We start from the raw sequence: 16410 nt of genomic DNA, 5'->3' as shown, positions 1-16410 counted from the left end.
ATCCGATCACTTAAGGTAAAACTGGCAGGGACGAAAAAGAAGATGAAAAAGTGATCGGATAAAACCGAAACGACCGATCGGATTCACCGAAATACGCACTTAGCCGCATTTAACTCAAAAGTTCGCGCGGCCATCTCTCTCGCTTGGGTGGTAGGCCCGCCGCTGGCATTTACGCTGGTTGCCAATTTTGGCTTCGCAGCGTCCTTTTCTGTGGCTATAGCGTGCGTGGTTGTTGCGACGCTTTTTGTGGTTAAAGTTGTGCCTGGGCAAAAAGCCAATCAACACTCACTCAACACTACTCTAAAGGGCTCGCTATCACTGCCGTTTTGGCTTGTGGGGTTAGCCATACTTGCCGGAATGGCAGGCAATGTCATGTATTTATCATCCATGCCTTTGTACGTAATGAATGAACTGGGGTTACCTGAAAATTTGCCTGGGTTAATGATGGGGGTTGTGGCCGCCCTTGAAATACCAACCATGCTGCTAGCAGCCAAATTAGCCCGACGGTTCCCACCTGCGGGTATCATGGCTGTGGCATTTATTTTCGGCTGTTGCTTTTACGTTGGCGTATATTTCTCTCAAGCGAGTTGGGAACTGTTAACGCTTCAAATATTAAATGCCCTATTCTACGGTTTATATGCCGGTATTGGATTGACCTTGCTGCAACAACAAGCGCCTGATTTGACAGGTTTTACTTCAGCGTTTTATTCAAACGCCACTCGGGTGGGTATGATGCTAGGCACCATTGGCGCAGGCACCGTGGCTCAATTCTTTAGCTTCAGAGATGCCACTATTGGGTCGTTGTGCATTGCTATATTTGGCTTAAACGTGATGTTAGTGTTCATGTTTGTAAAACGAGAAGCACACTAAGCTTTATGCAAAGAAGACTAGTAGACCGCTAGTTAAGGCGTAACCCAGCAGCACTTCTATCGCTTCCTTTAATTTCTTCGCACTTTCTCACAATTGACAATTGTTACAACATAACATTACACTCACAGACAGTTAATTACCCTAAAAATTTAGGAACCCTATGAAAAAGCTCCTTATTTCAGCCACGATATCTTCTATACTTTTGGCAACAGGCTGCACCGAACAGGTGTCAACAATGAATAAGACTGCTACAACGCAGACTGACTCAGTAAAAGCAGAGCAGACGAACCCTTTATTTATGGCAAGTTCACTGACTTACGGCGCGCCGCAATTTGATTTGATAAAGGACGAGCATTTCATTCCTGCATTTGAAAAAGGAATGGAACAGCACTTACAAGAAGTAGAAAAAATAGCGTCTAACCCTGACGCTCCCACCTTCGACAATACGTTGCTAGCGCTTGAAAAAAGCGGAAGTTTACTCGCCAGAACTAGCCGAGTATTTTTCAACTTAGTAGGAACAGATAGCTCGCCTGAACGCAGAGAAATCCAAAAAATTCTAGCGCCAAAGCTGGCGGCTCACAGCGATACCATTAATTTAAATAGTGCGCTTTTTAAGCGTATTGAAACACTATACAACCAGCGCGACGAGTTGGAGTTAGATACTGAATCAACCCGACTACTCGAAGTGTATTACTCTGATTTTGTTCGCGCTGGCGCTAAACTCAATGAATCAGATAAACAGAAGATACGTGAAATAAACGAAGAACATTCAACCTTAACCACGCAGTTTTCTCAAAACCTACTGGCAGAGTCATCTGAAATTGCGGTGGTAGTGAATGACGTAGAGCAGCTGTCAGGGATGTCAGAGCGCCAAATAAAGGCCGCATCAGATGCTGCTAAAGCTGCTGATAAAGAAGGCAAGTATCTTCTAAGTATCACGAACACTACTCGTCAACCTGTCCTTACTTCACTAGAAAATAGAGCACTTCGCCAGCAAGTGTGGGAAGCATCAGCATACCGAAACCAATCTGGGGAATACGACAACACCAAAATTATTAGCCGATTGGCAGGACTGCGCGCACAAAAAGCAGCATTGCTTGGATTTGATAGCTGGGCGGCCTACAGCCTAGACAAACAAATGGCCGGTTCGCCAAGCGCTGTATACGACATGCTAGGCAGTATGGTGCCCGCTGTACTTAAAAACGTTGAAAAAGAAGCCGCTGACATTAAAGCAATGATTGAAGCGGAAGGTAATAACTTCGAACTAAAACCTTGGGATTGGGCTTTCTACGCAGAAAAGGTAAGACAAGCTAAATACGAGCTAGATGAAAACGAGGTGAAACAATACTTCGAATTTAATCGCGTGCTTGAAGATGGCGTATTTTTCACTATGAATAAATTGTACGGAGTGCGCTTCAAGCCCCGTCCAGATTTGCCGGTTTACCACCCTGATGTAAAGGCTTACGAGCTGTTTGATATAAATGGTGACAGTTTAGCGATTTTTTATGCCGACTACTTTTCTCGCAAAGGTAAACGCGGTGGAGCTTGGATGAGTTCGTTCGTAGGACAGTCGAAATTGCTCTCGCAAAAGCCTGTTGTGGTTAATGTAATGAACATAAACAAAGCGCCTGATGGCGAGCCTACATTAGTCAGTTACGATCATGTGACTACCATGTTCCATGAAATGGGTCACGGACTTCACGGCATGCTGTCAGACGTAAATTACCCAACGTTGGCCGGTACATCTGTCTCGCGAGACTATGTAGAGTTCCCTTCTACCTTCGAAGAAGACTGGGCAGCCCACCCTGAAGTTATTGCAAACTATGCCAAGCACTATGAAACTGGAGAGCCTATTCCAGACGCTCTGCTGGAAAAGGTGATTCGTTCACGTACATTCAATATGGGTTATGACACATTGGAATATATGTCTGCGGCACTGCTTGATATGGAGTGGCATTCTATCTCTGCCGAGCAGGCGCCTGAAGATGTCCAAGCCTTTGAAGCCCAAGCTCTCGATAAACATAATGTTGGCTTGTCTTATGTACCACCTCGTTATAAGTCAGCATTCTTTGCACATTCAATGGGTGGCGGCTATTCCGCTGGCTACTATGCCTATATGTGGAGTGAAATTTTAGCTGCTGATGCCTTTGCTTATATGCAAGAACTCGGCGGATTAAAGTTAGAAAACGGTATGAAATATAGAAAGGAAATCTTATCTACCGGCAATTCTCGTCCCCCGATGGAGTCTTATAAAGCATTCCGAGGAAAAGCGCCAACAACAGATGCTCTGCTTATTCGCAGAGGGCTTAAAACCAAAATTGACTAACAGGAGGCCTCATGAATTCACCGGTAATACCGTCTAACTTCGTTGAATGGCCAAACTGTATTGTCCGCGATTGTGGCATAACGTTAGACAAAGCGTTTTTAGAATAACGGATAGCGGCGCTTTCGAACATGAAGGATCAGCATACAAAACAATTCCTGCGTTTGTATGGCGAGACACACTATAATCAGGTTTTTGGCTGGTTTCATCGAGTCTTAGTGGAGCTGAAATGAGTAAAACGTTGACTAAAGAATCGCTTCTTGCCGCCAGTGAAGACGACTATATGAACGATGAGCAGCTTGAATTTTTTCAGGCATTGCTCAACGATTTAAAACAGCAAACCATGGTTCATATTGAAGAGATGAAGGCAGAGAGCAGCATTATTACTCACAAAGAAAGTAATGATACTTTCTGTGCCTGAGAGTTTTTGAGTGAATATTTAAGTGAAAATTTGAGTGTGCGGTTAACAAGGCGCACACTCGTCTTTTGGCAAGAATGGACTGAATGCGTCTCAGCTTTTTATTATTTTATTGAAAGCCGAGAGTTATCCGTTTTGGCAACAGTATCGAACCTCCAGTTAAACCAAAACAGTGACCGTGGTGTTGTGTGGCAACTTATCTGAATAAGTGTATTCACCTTCAACTCTGATTTAAATAGCTAAGCTGATTCCAGTTCATAACACTGCTGTTTAAGCCAACGACCTAATTTCATAATATCAGGTTGCCTAGCTCGTGTTTCCTTATAGACAAAATAGAAGTTATCTCCGGTAATAAGCTCGTGCATAGGTATGCGCACAAGACTTTGCTGGCGATCCTGATCATCCATCATGTAATTATTAATGAGGGTAATTCCCAAATTATATCGAGCCGCTTCAGCGGCAAGTAAGACATGACTAAATTGATTAATTTTGACATCTTTAGGTAATTCAAATTTACCACTCATACACCAACGTAACCAGTCGTCACCAAGACTTTCATTTGTATCTGAGTATTGTACTGATAATAACGGGTGTTGCCATAATGAATCAGGTAGAGGCTTATTTCTTAACTGCTGCCAAAGCTTTTTTCCACACACTGGATAAAGTTTTTCAGTAAACATGAATTGATTGACAAAGTTACGTTCCGGTGGATTCGTTGTAATAAAACAATCCGCAAATTGGTCATTATAATCCGGTTGATCCCCGACCATATTTAAAGTTATTTCTATTTCTGGGTGCTGATATCTAAAATCTTCTAACTTCGGTATCAACCAGTTCACCGCCACAGAGCTATATAAAGCCAAACGAAGATTGCCTGATTTCCCGTGACGTATCATTTGACTGGCATTTGATAGATTTCCTAATGAGTTAGTCACTTCTTCAAAGTAACGTTCCCCGACCTTAGTCAAGGAAAAAGAACGCCCCTGTCGGTTAAACAGAGTTTCACCCAAATAGTCTTCGAGTAATCGAACTTGGTGACTAACCGCACTTTGAGTCACATTGAGGTGCTCAGCAGCTTTGGAAAAGCTATTAAGTCGCGCAACAGCTTCAAAGCATTGCAGGGCACGTAAAGGAGGCAACTTCATTATAAATTTAGCTCATACTAAAAGCATTTTAAACATTATACATCATATAAGGTATGGAATACGCTAATCATATAACCGTTTTACAAACGTAACTCTATTAATTCAGTTCCATTGACATTTTCTAGAATGTAGCAGGAGTAATGAAATGCCCAAAATAACTGTCGGACTCGCGATGACATTACTTATCATCGGAAATATAATTGGGGTTTTTTCTGACGCTTTGATAAAAACTCTGCCAGCAGATACTGCCACATACCAATTTGTATTATTTCGTCAATTGACCGCAGTGCTGATTTTACTTCCATTTTGTCTACTCAGTAATAAACAAAGCCTCTTCGCTGGCCTCAAATGGCACTTTATACGTGGCCACATTTGGTTATTAGGGGCAATATTTATGGTATTCGCTCTGGGCGCTCTGCCGTTAGCTACCGTAAATGCTATTTTCTATACAGCGCCTTTGCTTATGCTGCCGTTAGCCATGATATTGTTTCAGGAAAAGCTGACTAGCCACTCAATTGCTGCTGCTGTTTTGGGTTTTATCGGCGTACTTATCGTGGTTAAACCAACACAAATTAATTGGGCAGCGATTGCCGCCCTTGTCGTCGCATTGACTATGGCTGTAAATAATTTATTGGTTCGTAAATTACCTCAGCATCATAATGTGTTCCAAACTTTAATGCTCACCAACCTAGTAGGTATCCCAGCCGCACTTGGGTTGGCGTTATGGGAAGGCAAACCTTGGGACTGGACTCCAATGTTAACGGCAACAGGCTCCAACACTTTTATCCTAATTTATGCTGGTATATGTGTATTGGTATATAGAGCAATCGAAGCCAGTAAAATTTCCAGTGCCGAATACACTGGCTTATTAGGTGCTGTAGTTGTAGGGGTGCTGTGGTTCGATGAAATACCGGACCTGAGCTTGGCTATAGGATCTTCTTTAATTATTATTCCGCTGATTTGGTTAGCCAAGGTAGAAGCAAAGATAAAGCAAACAAGTAAAATGATATAAGTGATAAAGTTAATCTAACTTTCCAACGTGACCGCGTTTGGGAACGAGCTTTTACTTGCACTCCCAAGTGGGATAAATAATAACTAGTTAATTTTTGGAATATTATGACTGAAAATAATTTGATATTTTGTGACTATAGTAACTCTTATTTAGAAGACTGTCTTAAGCTGTTCGATCAAAACTGTCCGAAATACTTCGCTACAAACGAACGTCAGGACTATATTGCGTTTTTGCAAAAACAGCTGTTACAACTTATCGCTGCACTTCACGGTAACAATTACTTATTTAAATAAAGCTCCATCTGCACATCACATCTCGCGTAAGGCGATGGCGCCCCCTTAATATGCTTAAACCCTATCTTTTCATACAAACGTATTGCGGGCTTAAGTACCGAATTGCTCTCTAAATAAAGCCGCTTTACTCCCATCAATTTCGCCCTTTCGACAATACTTTTACCTAACAGCAGCCCTACCCCTTTGCCTTGAGCTTTGGGAGACACCGCCATTTTAGCAAGCTCAAACGTATCGTCAGCTTGTTTAATAAGTGCACAGCAGCCTATGGGTTCGCCCTTATCTAACGCGATCAATATCAAACCCGACTGATTCAAAATGTAGCCTTCAGGGTCGTCGAGCGCTTTAAAATCGGGCTCTTCCAATTCCCAATATTTACTTATCCATTCAACATTGAGCGATTTAAATGCCTCGCGATACTTTGGCGCATAATCGACTACCTTAATATCAGACGAGTCAACGTCCACTCTCGCACTTATGGGGCGATATCGAAGATGCCTTTCAACTACGCTCACCGCTTCCCACAAATCTATACCCGTTTCATCTTTTAGCTCGCGCATGGCTGCGTCTATGGCATCGCACTGCTTTTTCATTTGGGGCACCATCGCTTTCGCTTTGCTGTTTAAAGCCACCAGCGTAACCCGTGAGTCGTCGCTCGACTTGTAACTTTCAATTAGGTCGCGTGCTTTCATTTCTTTTACGATTTTACTCACCGACACGTGAGAATGATTTATCTCTTTAGCGATATTCACAACGGAATCAGCACCTTTTGACGCGAGCACATAAAATACGGGGAACCACTTTGGCTCTATCGCAAACCCAAATTTCGCATAAGTATTTTCCGCATCCTTTGACACCTGCGCGGCTAACTGACGTAAGGCAGTACCTAATGCAATATGCCCCAATTCATTAAATGACTTCACTTCACAAAACTCCGTAACCAGTTACGGATACAATTAATCGTAATTGGAAATAAGTCAAACAGATTATTTATTGAACATAAAAAATTGGGGTAGATTACATCGCCTGGCACTGGCTACACCAATAAAGGCGTCGCCCGTTATACGTCTGGCGTTTTATTGGAGTGGCGCAGACTCTACAAGGCAGCTCTTCCCTGTCGAACACCATAAACCGCGTACCTTCAAAGTTAACGCCTTTTGCTTCAAGCACTTCGCGTAGTTCTGTGTACACGGTATAGCCACCGGTTTCATAGCTGCGTTTGCATATTGCTAAGGTGTGATGTGCCAAGCTGCGCAGCTGATCATCACCTATCTGAGAAGGTTTAAGTGATGGGTGAACACCTGCAGCAAATAGAATTTCGCTGCGAAGGTAATTCCCTAGTCCTGCCATAAAGCGCTGATCCAAATATAAGCCGCTTAGCGCGCGATTGTAGAACGCTTTTGAACGTAGTCGTTCTAATACCATTTCTTCTGACACCGAATTGTTGAGTACATCGGGTCCAACTCTTTGTAAAAAAGGGTGTTCATGAATAGTTTGTGTTGGCCAAATGCTAATGTCAGACGCACTATATAAAATAGCACTGTGTGTTTCGGTATGAAGCCCTACCCTTAGCTGGCGGGTAGTACCCGGTATTTCGTTGCGTTTACAGGTATGCCACACGCCATAGAGTTGATTGTGTGAATACATAGAGAGCCCATTGCTAAAATGGGTAATTAGCGCCTTGCCACGGGTTTCCATGCGCAAGACTTTCTCGCCTTCTAGCTGTTTAACATAGGGTTTTAGCTGAGCTAGTCCAAACTCTACTTTTTCTAAGGAAGTATCTTTAATTACTGCTTCGACTTTGTCTGCAGCACGACGAATTTCGGGACCTTCAGGCATGTTGTCTCAAATACCTTTTATCTCGGTTACTGGTTACTTCGCATCATTTTCAGCTTCTTTGCAGCTGAATAATAGCGAATAAAAAAAAGGGCTGTAGCCCTTTGATGTACTTTAAACCGAAGTTTGTACATCAAAGATCAACAGACCCTTTTATTAATCAAAGTTTAGCTGAAATTGCTGTATTTAAACGCTGCGCTGATTAGCCTTTGTTTGGCACAATCAGATATTTTTCACCGGTCTTTTTAGCGTTATAAAGCGCTACATTCTCAGGCTGTAATGCCTCCTCAAGACTCAGTTCTTTGGTGTAAGACGACGCAAAGGTAGTGTTAATTTCCATCGCCACTTTTTGATATAGCTCGCCTACGCGTTTCTTATCAAGCTTGCCTAAGAAGCGCATTAGTAACCAGCCACCAATGCTCCACGTCATACCGTAAGCGCGGTTTAGAATTGTCGGAGAGAAATCTAAGCCGCCGTAGATATACACTTGTTTATTGCTGTCAGAGCCGTAAGTGTTAAATCCTTTTGCATCTTTACTGCCCGACGCTTCCATCATGGTAAGGATATCGCTAACAAGCTCACCGCCGCCAATGGCGTCAAACGCTAGGGTTGCGCCCGTGCTGTCTATGGCTTGATAAAGTTCAGCTTTGAAATTCTCGCTACTTGAGTCAAGCACAACTTTCGCGCCGATCTCTTTAAGCATATCCACCTGTTTTTGGCTGCGAACAATATTTACAAGCTCTACGCCCTGCTCTAAACAAATCTTGTTCAGCATTTGCCCAAGGTTCGATGCCGCTGCGGTATGTACTAGCGCTTTGTGGCCTTCCATACGCATGGTTTCAACCATACCTAGCGCGGTCAGTGGGTTAACGAATGACGACGCTGCTTGTTGTGGCGTTGTGCTATCTATGTGAGGTAAACATGCCTGCACGGGCACGCATGCATACTCTGTATAAGCTGCGCCAGTAAGAATAGATACGGTTTTGCCCATTAAAGCTTGTGCCTCCGGGCTATCACCCGCTTTAACAACCGTACCTGCACCTTCGTTTCCGATAGGCAACGTCTGGTCTAAACGCGACTTAATACGATTTAACAAAGGCTTATGCACCGGCGCAACCAACGCACTTTTATCTGTATCGAAGGTCGCTTTATCTAGGCTTGCTGGACCAAACATAGGCCACATGTCTGACGGGTTAATAGGAGATGCTTCCATACGCACTATCACTTCGTGCGGCTTCGGCTCTGGAACATCTACCTCTTTTAGCGATACCTGAAGCTCACCTTCTGATGTAATTAGCGTAAATAGTTGTTTAGATTTATTCATATTGACTCTCGTGCCCTAAAAATTAAACGCTGTATGTATTGTCAAGCTAACACGCCGCCACTATCAGCAGTATTTATATTTCGAATACATATGCGTTTCGATGGTTGATACACCCGATAATTTAGATGAGTTACACTGCAAAGCGTGTATCGACCTGTAATAGCGAATAAAAAATGAAAAGACATTGTATCTACCTCTTACTAGGACTAATCGGAATAAGCGATGTGGGGTTTGGTAAAGCTGCACCTTTGGTCTCAATTCCTACCCACGACGCGTTTTTTAATTCTATAAAAGCGCTCTGCGGTAAAGCGTTTCAAGGGAAGGTGAGTAAAGATAATGTAGGTAATACCTTCGGTGATGCAGAACTTGTTATGCACGTACGAAAGTGCACAGACTCAGAAATTCAGATACCTTTTCATGTGGGTGACGACGCGTCCCGCACCTGGATATTAACAAAGACTGGCGCTGGCCTTTTGTTAAAACACGACCACAGAAATAAAGACGGCAGTTTCCATTCATCTACCATGTACGGCGGGCACACGGTAGATGAAGGGTATGCCCAAGTTCAGTCATTCCCCGCAGACGCCTACTCAAAAGCATTATTTATAGAATCTGGGATAGCAGCATCCACCGATAACGAGTGGCAAATAATGATTTACTCGAACCGCTTTAGCTATCGATTGATTCGCCCTGCGCGCGAAGTACAGGTTGATTTCGATATCGATAACACAGTCTCTGTTCCCAGTACGCCATGGGGCTACAAAGACTGACTGAGGCTGAAACTGGACTCAGGTATCGTTGCGTTTATTACCACAACGCCATATAACAAGTTTCAAATTGCCTACTATATTTTGTTTCAACGTACGACTAGATAGAAATAGTTAGACTTAAATCATCAACTACATGGATAAAAAGAATGTCTTCTACCCCAAATATTTTACAACAGCTTTTTGGTTTCTCAGCGTTTCGCGAGGGGCAAAAAGAGGCGGTGGATTCTCTACTTAGTGGGCATTCAACGTTAGCAATTTTTCCCACTGGTTCGGGCAAATCTTTGTGTTACCAGTTTGTCGCTACGCAGCTACCACATTTAACTCTGGTGGTTTCTCCATTACTAGCGCTAATGAAAGATCAACTGGAATTTTTGCATAGCAAAGGCATTGCAGCAGCCAGTATCGACTCCACGCTTACGCCCAAGCAGAACAAGCAAATGATGAACGACGTGCGGTCAGGCCAGTGTAAAATTCTGATGGTGTCGGTGGAGCGTTTTAAGAACGAACATTTTCGGCAGTTCATTGAGTCTATTCCGGTAAGTATGCTAGTTGTCGATGAAGCACACTGTATCTCTGAGTGGGGCCACAACTTTCGCCCTGACTACCTAAAACTCCCCGCGTATCAGAAAGAGCTTAATATTCCTTTAGTACTTCTGCTCACAGCTACTGCCACTAAAAAAGTAAAAGAAGATATGGCAGCGCACTTTGATATTGCGCCAGCTAATATTATTCAAACAGGGTTTTATCGACCTAACTTGAACTTGCATGTTCGCCCAGTACATGAACCATATAAAAACCAAGCCTTACTTGAAGAAATTCAAAAACAGCAAGGCGCGGGTATCGTTTATGTCACGCTGCAAAATAGTGCAGAAGAAGTAGCCCGGTTCCTACAGCAACAAGGGTTTGCTGCAAAGGCTTACCACGCTGGTCTCGACAGTGATGTAAGACAAGGTATTCAGCAAGATTTTATGCACAATAAGCTTCAAGTTGTTGTGGCTACCATTGCATTTGGTATGGGCATTGATAAGTCGGATATTCGCTTTGTTGTTCATTACGACTTACCAAAGTCTATTGAAAACTACAGCCAAGAAATTGGCCGGGGTGGACGAGACGGTAAAGCGGCAAACTGCACGGTATTAGCAAACCTTGACGGTTTAGTCACCATAGAGAACTTCGTTTACGGCGACACACCAGATAAGAGCGCCATTCAACGCGTAATTGATGATATTAGCTCACAGGTCCCTGCTCACATAAATTCAGCGGCGCACAATGATTCACCTATTTACGGCGAAAACAGTGTTTACCAGTGGGAAACGCAAATTAATAGCTTATCGAGTGCCAGCAACATACGACAGCTTCCGCTTAAAACCCTGCTGGTACAGCTTGAACTCGCCAACGTTATTCGCCCTTTGTATGCCTATTTTGCTGAATATAAATTTCGCTTTATTTCAGAGAAAACCTCCATACTTGGCCTTTTCTCAGAAGAACGGGCTCGCTTTTTAGAGGCCGTATTCACTCATTCAAATATGAAAAAGGTGTGGGGCATTGTAGATTTCGACAGTATTTATCAGCATTACGGCGCAGAGCGTGCCAGGGTGGTGGCCGCACTAGAGTATTTACATGAACACAATCATATTGAGCTTGCATCACGCTTAATAACTGACGTATACCGCGTGGACTACGAAAAACTACAAAGTGCCGACTTAGCCAATAATCTGGCTCACTATTTCGCTGAAAACGAGTGCAAAGAAATAGAACGAATCGCCGCGCTGGTAGGCTTCTTCGAACTCAATACTTGCTTAAGCTATAACTTATCGGCGTATTTTGACGATTCCCAAGCGCCCAATGAATGCGGGCACTGCAGTGTATGTCAGGGAAATGTGGCTAAGCTCAGCTATTCAAATCCAATTTCCACACCGAACCCAAACCAAATTTCAGAGGCCATAGCAGCACTAAAAGCGCATTTGAGCGGAAAATCTGATGGCCCAATCACATCATCTATTTGCTGTCGTTTTCTAACTGGCATGACCATGCCTTTGTTCACTCGATTTAAAGTGAGACAAGTAAAGGGCTTTGGTTCTTGTGAAAACTGCCGATACGCTGATGTGAAAGCAATGGTAGATGCTATAAATCAGTGAACGTAGCAAATACCCTAAATCTAATTTATAGTGTTGAGTGAATCACAATTAGCAAGTGGTAAAGGAAAATATGACGCTAATTCAGGGACAAGAACATACTCCTAAGGGATCGCTAGTTGTAGTTGGCACTGGAATCAGTGTTGCGGGTCAAATGACGATAGCGACCAAAAGCCACATCGAAAATGCTGACATTGTGTACATGGGGATTATGAACAAAATTGGTGAACACGTGGTCACCAATATAAACCCGAACAGTGTGTCTTTAGACGACCTTTATCAAGAAGGGAAATCTCGCGCTGTCACCTATGACCAAATGGCCGACCGCATCGTGCAGTCAGTTGTTGAAGGTAAAAAAGTGTGCGTGGCTTTTTATGGTCACCCAGGCGTATTTGTTACGCCTTCTCATGAGGCTATTCGCAGAGTGCGGGAACTTGGTCTAGATGCGCAAATGCTCCCCGGCGTGTCTGCAGAAGACTGCTTAATTGCGGATTTGGGAATAGATCCCTCTCGCTTTGGCTGTCAATCTTATGAAGCAACTCAATTTTTGTTTCGCGATTACCGCATTGACCCTCACATGACGCAAATCATCTGGCAAATAGGTTTAGCCGGAGAAGCAACGCTGAGCGTGTTAGATGCTAATCACAGTGAATCTGGGCTTGCCATGCTGGCTGACATTCTGGCCGAGCACTACCCAGAAGATCACGAGCTGATTATTTACGAGGCAGCCACCCTGCCCCTTTGCGAGCCAAAAATACAAAAAGTGTTGCTTCGCGAATTACAGTTCGCCAAGCCAACACTAATTTCGACCCTAGTTGTACCCTCACTTGGCATGCCAGCATACCGTCAGGATCGTTTGGCAAAGCTAGGTTTAACTGAGCAGCAAGTTATTGACTTTAGATCTCCAAAAGTAAACTAAAAGGAAAAACGACATGGCAAAGAAAACAATTGTAGATTTCTTGGTTGAGCTAGACAGCAACAGCAAACTTGTGGATGCGTATAAAAAGGACCCTGTGGGCACAGCAGAAAAGTACGGTTTATCTGGTGAAGATCTTCAGCTAATTAAAGACCAAGACTGGGACGAAGTAGCCAAACGCTTTGATGATACAAGCAAAGCTACCCGCGTAATTAGCTACTAGTCGTTATCTTTTTAAGCTAGCTGAAGTAGAAAGTGAAGCGCCGTTTGAAATGCATCTTCGCTATCGTTTGTTTTACGATGGCGCTTCCTACTTTTGCGCTTTTAAAAGAACCACTTAACACCACATCATCAGTCACTACGCTAGACGAACTGAAGCAGCGAATTCAAAATAATGATGAGTCTGTAGAAACCACATTCACCGAGCTAGGCTATTTCTTCGACGCCCACCCGAACGCTTTTCAGCAAGCCCGTTTATTCAATCTAAGAGCTTATAAGCACATTCTTGAGCAAGACCTTGTCGCCGGATACGAAACTCTGTTGGAAGCCCGCAAGCTTGCAAAAAAAGGCGGCAACACCATGGCGCTGGCAGAATCTTTTCGCTTAGAAGGGCTTATTTTGGACTTGTCTGGTGAGCATGCTCGTGCACTTGAAGCGCTCAACAAATCCCTTGCTGCTTTCATTGAAGTAAATAGCGATAACGCCTTGCTTGTATATAGCGCTATGGGCAATGTGTACATGTCGCTGCAAAACTACGAAATGATGTTGCAGCTAGGTCAAAACTTCCTCGCCGCAGCCCAGCGTTTAAATGATAAAGAAAACAAAGCCATTGCTTACTTTTTCCAAGGTTACGCGCAAACGGAACTGGGGGACTATCAAGACGCTAAAATAAGCCTTCTGCTGGCAGAAGAATTGTTCAAAGAGGTGCACTATCCCTTTATTGGCATTGTTCATACCAAAATGGCTGAGCTACATATCGCCCAAGGCAATTTAACTGAAGCGCTGACCATGTTGAACCGCGCTGCGGAATCAGACCGCAAAGTTGGTTTTAAGTACAACGAAGGGTCTAGACTACTGCGCTTAGTCGACATCTACATTAAACGCAATCAAATAGACTTGGCTATTAGCGAACTTGAAGGTGGATTAAAAAAAGACGCCATAAAGAACGACAAATCAGTGGTGCTAAGCATGTTGGAAAAGCTCATTTCACTCCTTGAATCAACCAACAATTTTGAAGCCGCGTTAGAATATTCAAAGCTATACACGAAAACATATGAAGAAAGTTTTAATGAACAGCAATCAAGATTGTTAGCCCTTAACCGCGTGCGACTTTCTATTTCCGAAAAAGAAGAAACCATCAAGCTTCTAGAGAAAGACAACCAGCTAAAAGAGCAGCGTAACCTTATACAGAAAAAGCAAAACACGTTTCAGCTGTATTTCATCGGTTTTGTGATCCTTTCATTAGGCTTAGTCGTTGGCCTATGGCTTAGAACTCGTCAACAACGTAAGGCGCTCGATGCACTTACTCAAGACCTTCAGAAAGCAACAAAAGCAAAATCTGACTTTCTTGCACGCATGAGTCACGAAATTCGCACGCCGCTTAATGCCATTATCGGCCTGACCAAGCTTTCGCAGCGGGCTGCAGAAGATAAAGATCAACAAACGAACCTTATTCAAATTGAAGGCGCGTCGCAAACCCTACTAAGCATAATTAACGACATACTCGACTTCTCGAAAATAGAAGCGGGCAAGCTTGATATTGAATCGACGCAATTCAATTTAGACGCGCTAGTAAACCAAACCATTAGATTGCATTTAGGGCGCGCTGAGGAAAAGCACATGGAGCTTATTCAGCATATATCACGTGACGTACCGTTAAACCTCATCGGCGACCCGTTACGCATACAGCAAATTCTAAGCAATTTAGTTAGCAACGCTCTTAAGTTTACCGAGGATGGACTGATTTCGGTAAGCGTTAGATGCACGCATAATGTAGAAGACATTCAGCTTGAATTTGAAGTTAAAGACACAGGGATTGGGCTAAACAGCACGCAAAAGGCTTTGCTATTTCAACCATTTAACCAAGGTGATGAGTCTATATCTCGTCGATACGGCGGCACCGGCCTAGGGTTAGCAATATGTAAGCAGTTAGTCACATTAATGGGCGGAGAGATTTGGGTTGAGAGCCAGCTTGGAAAAGGCGCAAGCTTTCATTTTACCGTAACCGTTAAACAGGATGCTTCCCAACAAATTGTATCGCCGTCTAAGCAACTTTCGTTACTTAAGGTGCTTATTGCTGATGACATTGGCGTGTCGCGTGACGCTATTATCGAGTCGCTATCAGTGGCTAACATTAAAGCAGATGTTGCGACCGGCGGTAAAGAAGCCGTAGCCAAAATGCGTGCTGCTGTGGGAAACAGTGCGCCTTACGACGTACTTATTTTAGATTGGAATATGCCTGACATTGATGGATTGGAAGTTGCAGCCATCATGAAACAGGAGTTTTCAATTAAGCCACCGAAGGTGATAATGCTGTATGCATTCGAGTCGCCTCATATGCGAGAGCAGGCTAACCAACTAGGTATTCGAACCTTCATTAAAAAGCCTTTTAGCACCAGTGAGCTTGTAGATAAGCTACAAGAGCTTTGCTTAAACGTGAACACAAGAACCCTACCAGCAGATGCTGCGCCTGTGCCTAATCTGCGCGGAACGAAGATCCTTTTCGCAGAAGACAATACGCTGAATCAAAAAGTAACCCTTGGTCTGTTAAACGACACCCACGCGAATATTGAAGTGGTTAGCAACGGCTTTGAAGCCATAAAAGCCTTACGTGAAGATAACAGCTATGACGTGGTATTGATGGATATCCAAATGCCCGTTATGGACGGGTTAACAGCAGCTAAAAAAATCAGAGATGAGCTGAAGTTAACTTTGCCGATTATTGCCATGACGGCGCACGCCATGCAGCAAGACATCGACAAGAGCCTGGCAGCGGGCATGGACGGCCACATCAACAAACCGGTTGACCCAAACCGCTTCTTTGACGTGCTTGTTGAAGTGCTAAATAAAGGAAAGTCGACGGCGACCACTGAAGTAACCGGCGGGCCATCGGCAAACACAATACCGCTGAGCTTTATAGATAAATCTCAAGCCATGCAAGCAATGTTAAATGACGAGACTTTGTATAAAGAGTTACTTAACGACTTTGCAGCACTTAACAAAGAGCTAGATAACCTTCGAAAAGCCATTGATGAAAAAGACTATGCTTCTATCCGTCATTCCGCACCTAATTAACTGATTTATTTTTCTTGACACCGATCCCCCATTTTGATCTATTACTCATCTTTGGGTGCAGCAAAATGGCTATTTCT

Annotated in this window: 13 protein-coding genes; 9 read left to right on the top strand and 4 right to left on the bottom strand. The window is 43.5% G+C overall.

Features of this window, described 5'->3' with window-relative positions; translation table 11 throughout:
- The first annotated feature begins 81 nt into the window (after positions 1 to 81).
- The 3 genes from MHN09_RS18920 (at position 82) to MHN09_RS18910 (ending at position 3614) form a co-directional block, all read left to right on the top strand.
- Positions 82 to 870, top strand: a complete 789-nt coding sequence (locus MHN09_RS18920; protein ID WP_343300032.1) for an MFS transporter — start codon at positions 82 to 84, stop codon at positions 868 to 870.
- Between the two features lie 160 nt (positions 871 to 1030).
- Positions 1031 to 3196 (top strand): M3 family metallopeptidase, encoded by a 2166-nt coding sequence (locus MHN09_RS18915; protein ID WP_168534224.1) that lies wholly within the window; start codon positions 1031 to 1033, stop codon positions 3194 to 3196.
- Between the two features lie 226 nt (positions 3197 to 3422).
- On the top strand, positions 3423 to 3614 hold the full coding sequence (locus MHN09_RS18910) for a hypothetical protein (protein WP_239218196.1): 192 nt from the start codon (positions 3423 to 3425) through the stop codon (positions 3612 to 3614).
- A gap of 236 nt (positions 3615 to 3850) precedes the next feature.
- On the opposite strand, the gene MHN09_RS18905 is transcribed toward MHN09_RS18910, so the two are convergent.
- A complete protein-coding gene (locus tag MHN09_RS18905) occupies positions 3851 to 4756 on the bottom strand; it encodes a LysR family transcriptional regulator (RefSeq protein WP_061095656.1) in 906 nt (301 codons plus the stop codon).
- A 145-nt stretch (positions 4757 to 4901) separates the two neighbouring features.
- Between MHN09_RS18905 and MHN09_RS18900 the strand changes: the two genes are divergently transcribed.
- Entirely contained in the window at positions 4902 to 5768 is an 867-nt protein-coding gene (locus MHN09_RS18900; protein WP_061095657.1) for a DMT family transporter, read from the top strand.
- Positions 5769 to 6045: 277 nt separating this feature from the next.
- On the opposite strand, the gene MHN09_RS18895 is transcribed toward MHN09_RS18900, so the two are convergent.
- The 3 genes from MHN09_RS18895 to MHN09_RS18885 form a co-directional block, all read right to left on the bottom strand.
- Positions 6046 to 6981 (bottom strand): helix-turn-helix domain-containing GNAT family N-acetyltransferase, encoded by a 936-nt coding sequence (locus tag MHN09_RS18895; RefSeq protein WP_061095659.1) that lies wholly within the window; start codon positions 6979 to 6981, stop codon positions 6046 to 6048.
- A 94-nt stretch (positions 6982 to 7075) separates the two neighbouring features.
- On the bottom strand, positions 7076 to 7897 hold the full coding sequence (gene nei, locus MHN09_RS18890; RefSeq protein WP_049587924.1) for an endonuclease VIII: 822 nt from the start codon (positions 7895 to 7897) through the stop codon (positions 7076 to 7078).
- Between the two features lie 199 nt (positions 7898 to 8096).
- The gene (locus MHN09_RS18885; RefSeq protein WP_049587926.1) at positions 8097 to 9218 is read right to left on the bottom strand and encodes a zinc-binding dehydrogenase; all 1122 of its coding nucleotides are present in this window, start codon (positions 9216 to 9218) and stop codon (positions 8097 to 8099) included.
- Positions 9219 to 9391: 173 nt separating this feature from the next.
- Between MHN09_RS18885 and MHN09_RS18880 the strand changes: the two genes are divergently transcribed.
- The 5 genes from MHN09_RS18880 to MHN09_RS18860 all read left to right on the top strand — a co-directional run bounded on the left by MHN09_RS18880 (position 9392) and on the right by MHN09_RS18860 (position 16333).
- Complete coding sequence (locus MHN09_RS18880) at positions 9392 to 9988, top strand: hypothetical protein (protein ID WP_049587929.1); 597 nt, start codon at positions 9392 to 9394, stop codon at positions 9986 to 9988.
- A gap of 146 nt (positions 9989 to 10134) precedes the next feature.
- A complete protein-coding gene (locus MHN09_RS18875) occupies positions 10135 to 12126 on the top strand; it encodes an ATP-dependent DNA helicase RecQ (RefSeq protein ID WP_049587934.1) in 1992 nt (663 codons plus the stop codon).
- Positions 12127 to 12196: 70 nt separating this feature from the next.
- Complete coding sequence (locus MHN09_RS18870) at positions 12197 to 13042, top strand: SAM-dependent methyltransferase (RefSeq protein ID WP_049587937.1); 846 nt, start codon at positions 12197 to 12199, stop codon at positions 13040 to 13042.
- Positions 13043 to 13055: 13 nt separating this feature from the next.
- Positions 13056 to 13262 (top strand): hypothetical protein, encoded by a 207-nt coding sequence (locus MHN09_RS18865; RefSeq protein ID WP_049587939.1) that lies wholly within the window; start codon positions 13056 to 13058, stop codon positions 13260 to 13262.
- Between the two features lie 77 nt (positions 13263 to 13339).
- Complete coding sequence (locus tag MHN09_RS18860; RefSeq protein WP_239241711.1) at positions 13340 to 16333, top strand: response regulator; 2994 nt, start codon at positions 13340 to 13342, stop codon at positions 16331 to 16333.
- Positions 16334 to 16410: the final 77 nt, after the last annotated feature.

It is taken from the genome of Alteromonas sp. MmMcT2-5 (assembly GCF_022348315.1).
Taxonomy (GTDB): domain Bacteria; phylum Pseudomonadota; class Gammaproteobacteria; order Enterobacterales; family Alteromonadaceae; genus Alteromonas; species Alteromonas macleodii.
Note: the sequence above shows the minus strand (reverse complement) of the source record. Positions and strands in the feature narration are given on the sequence as shown.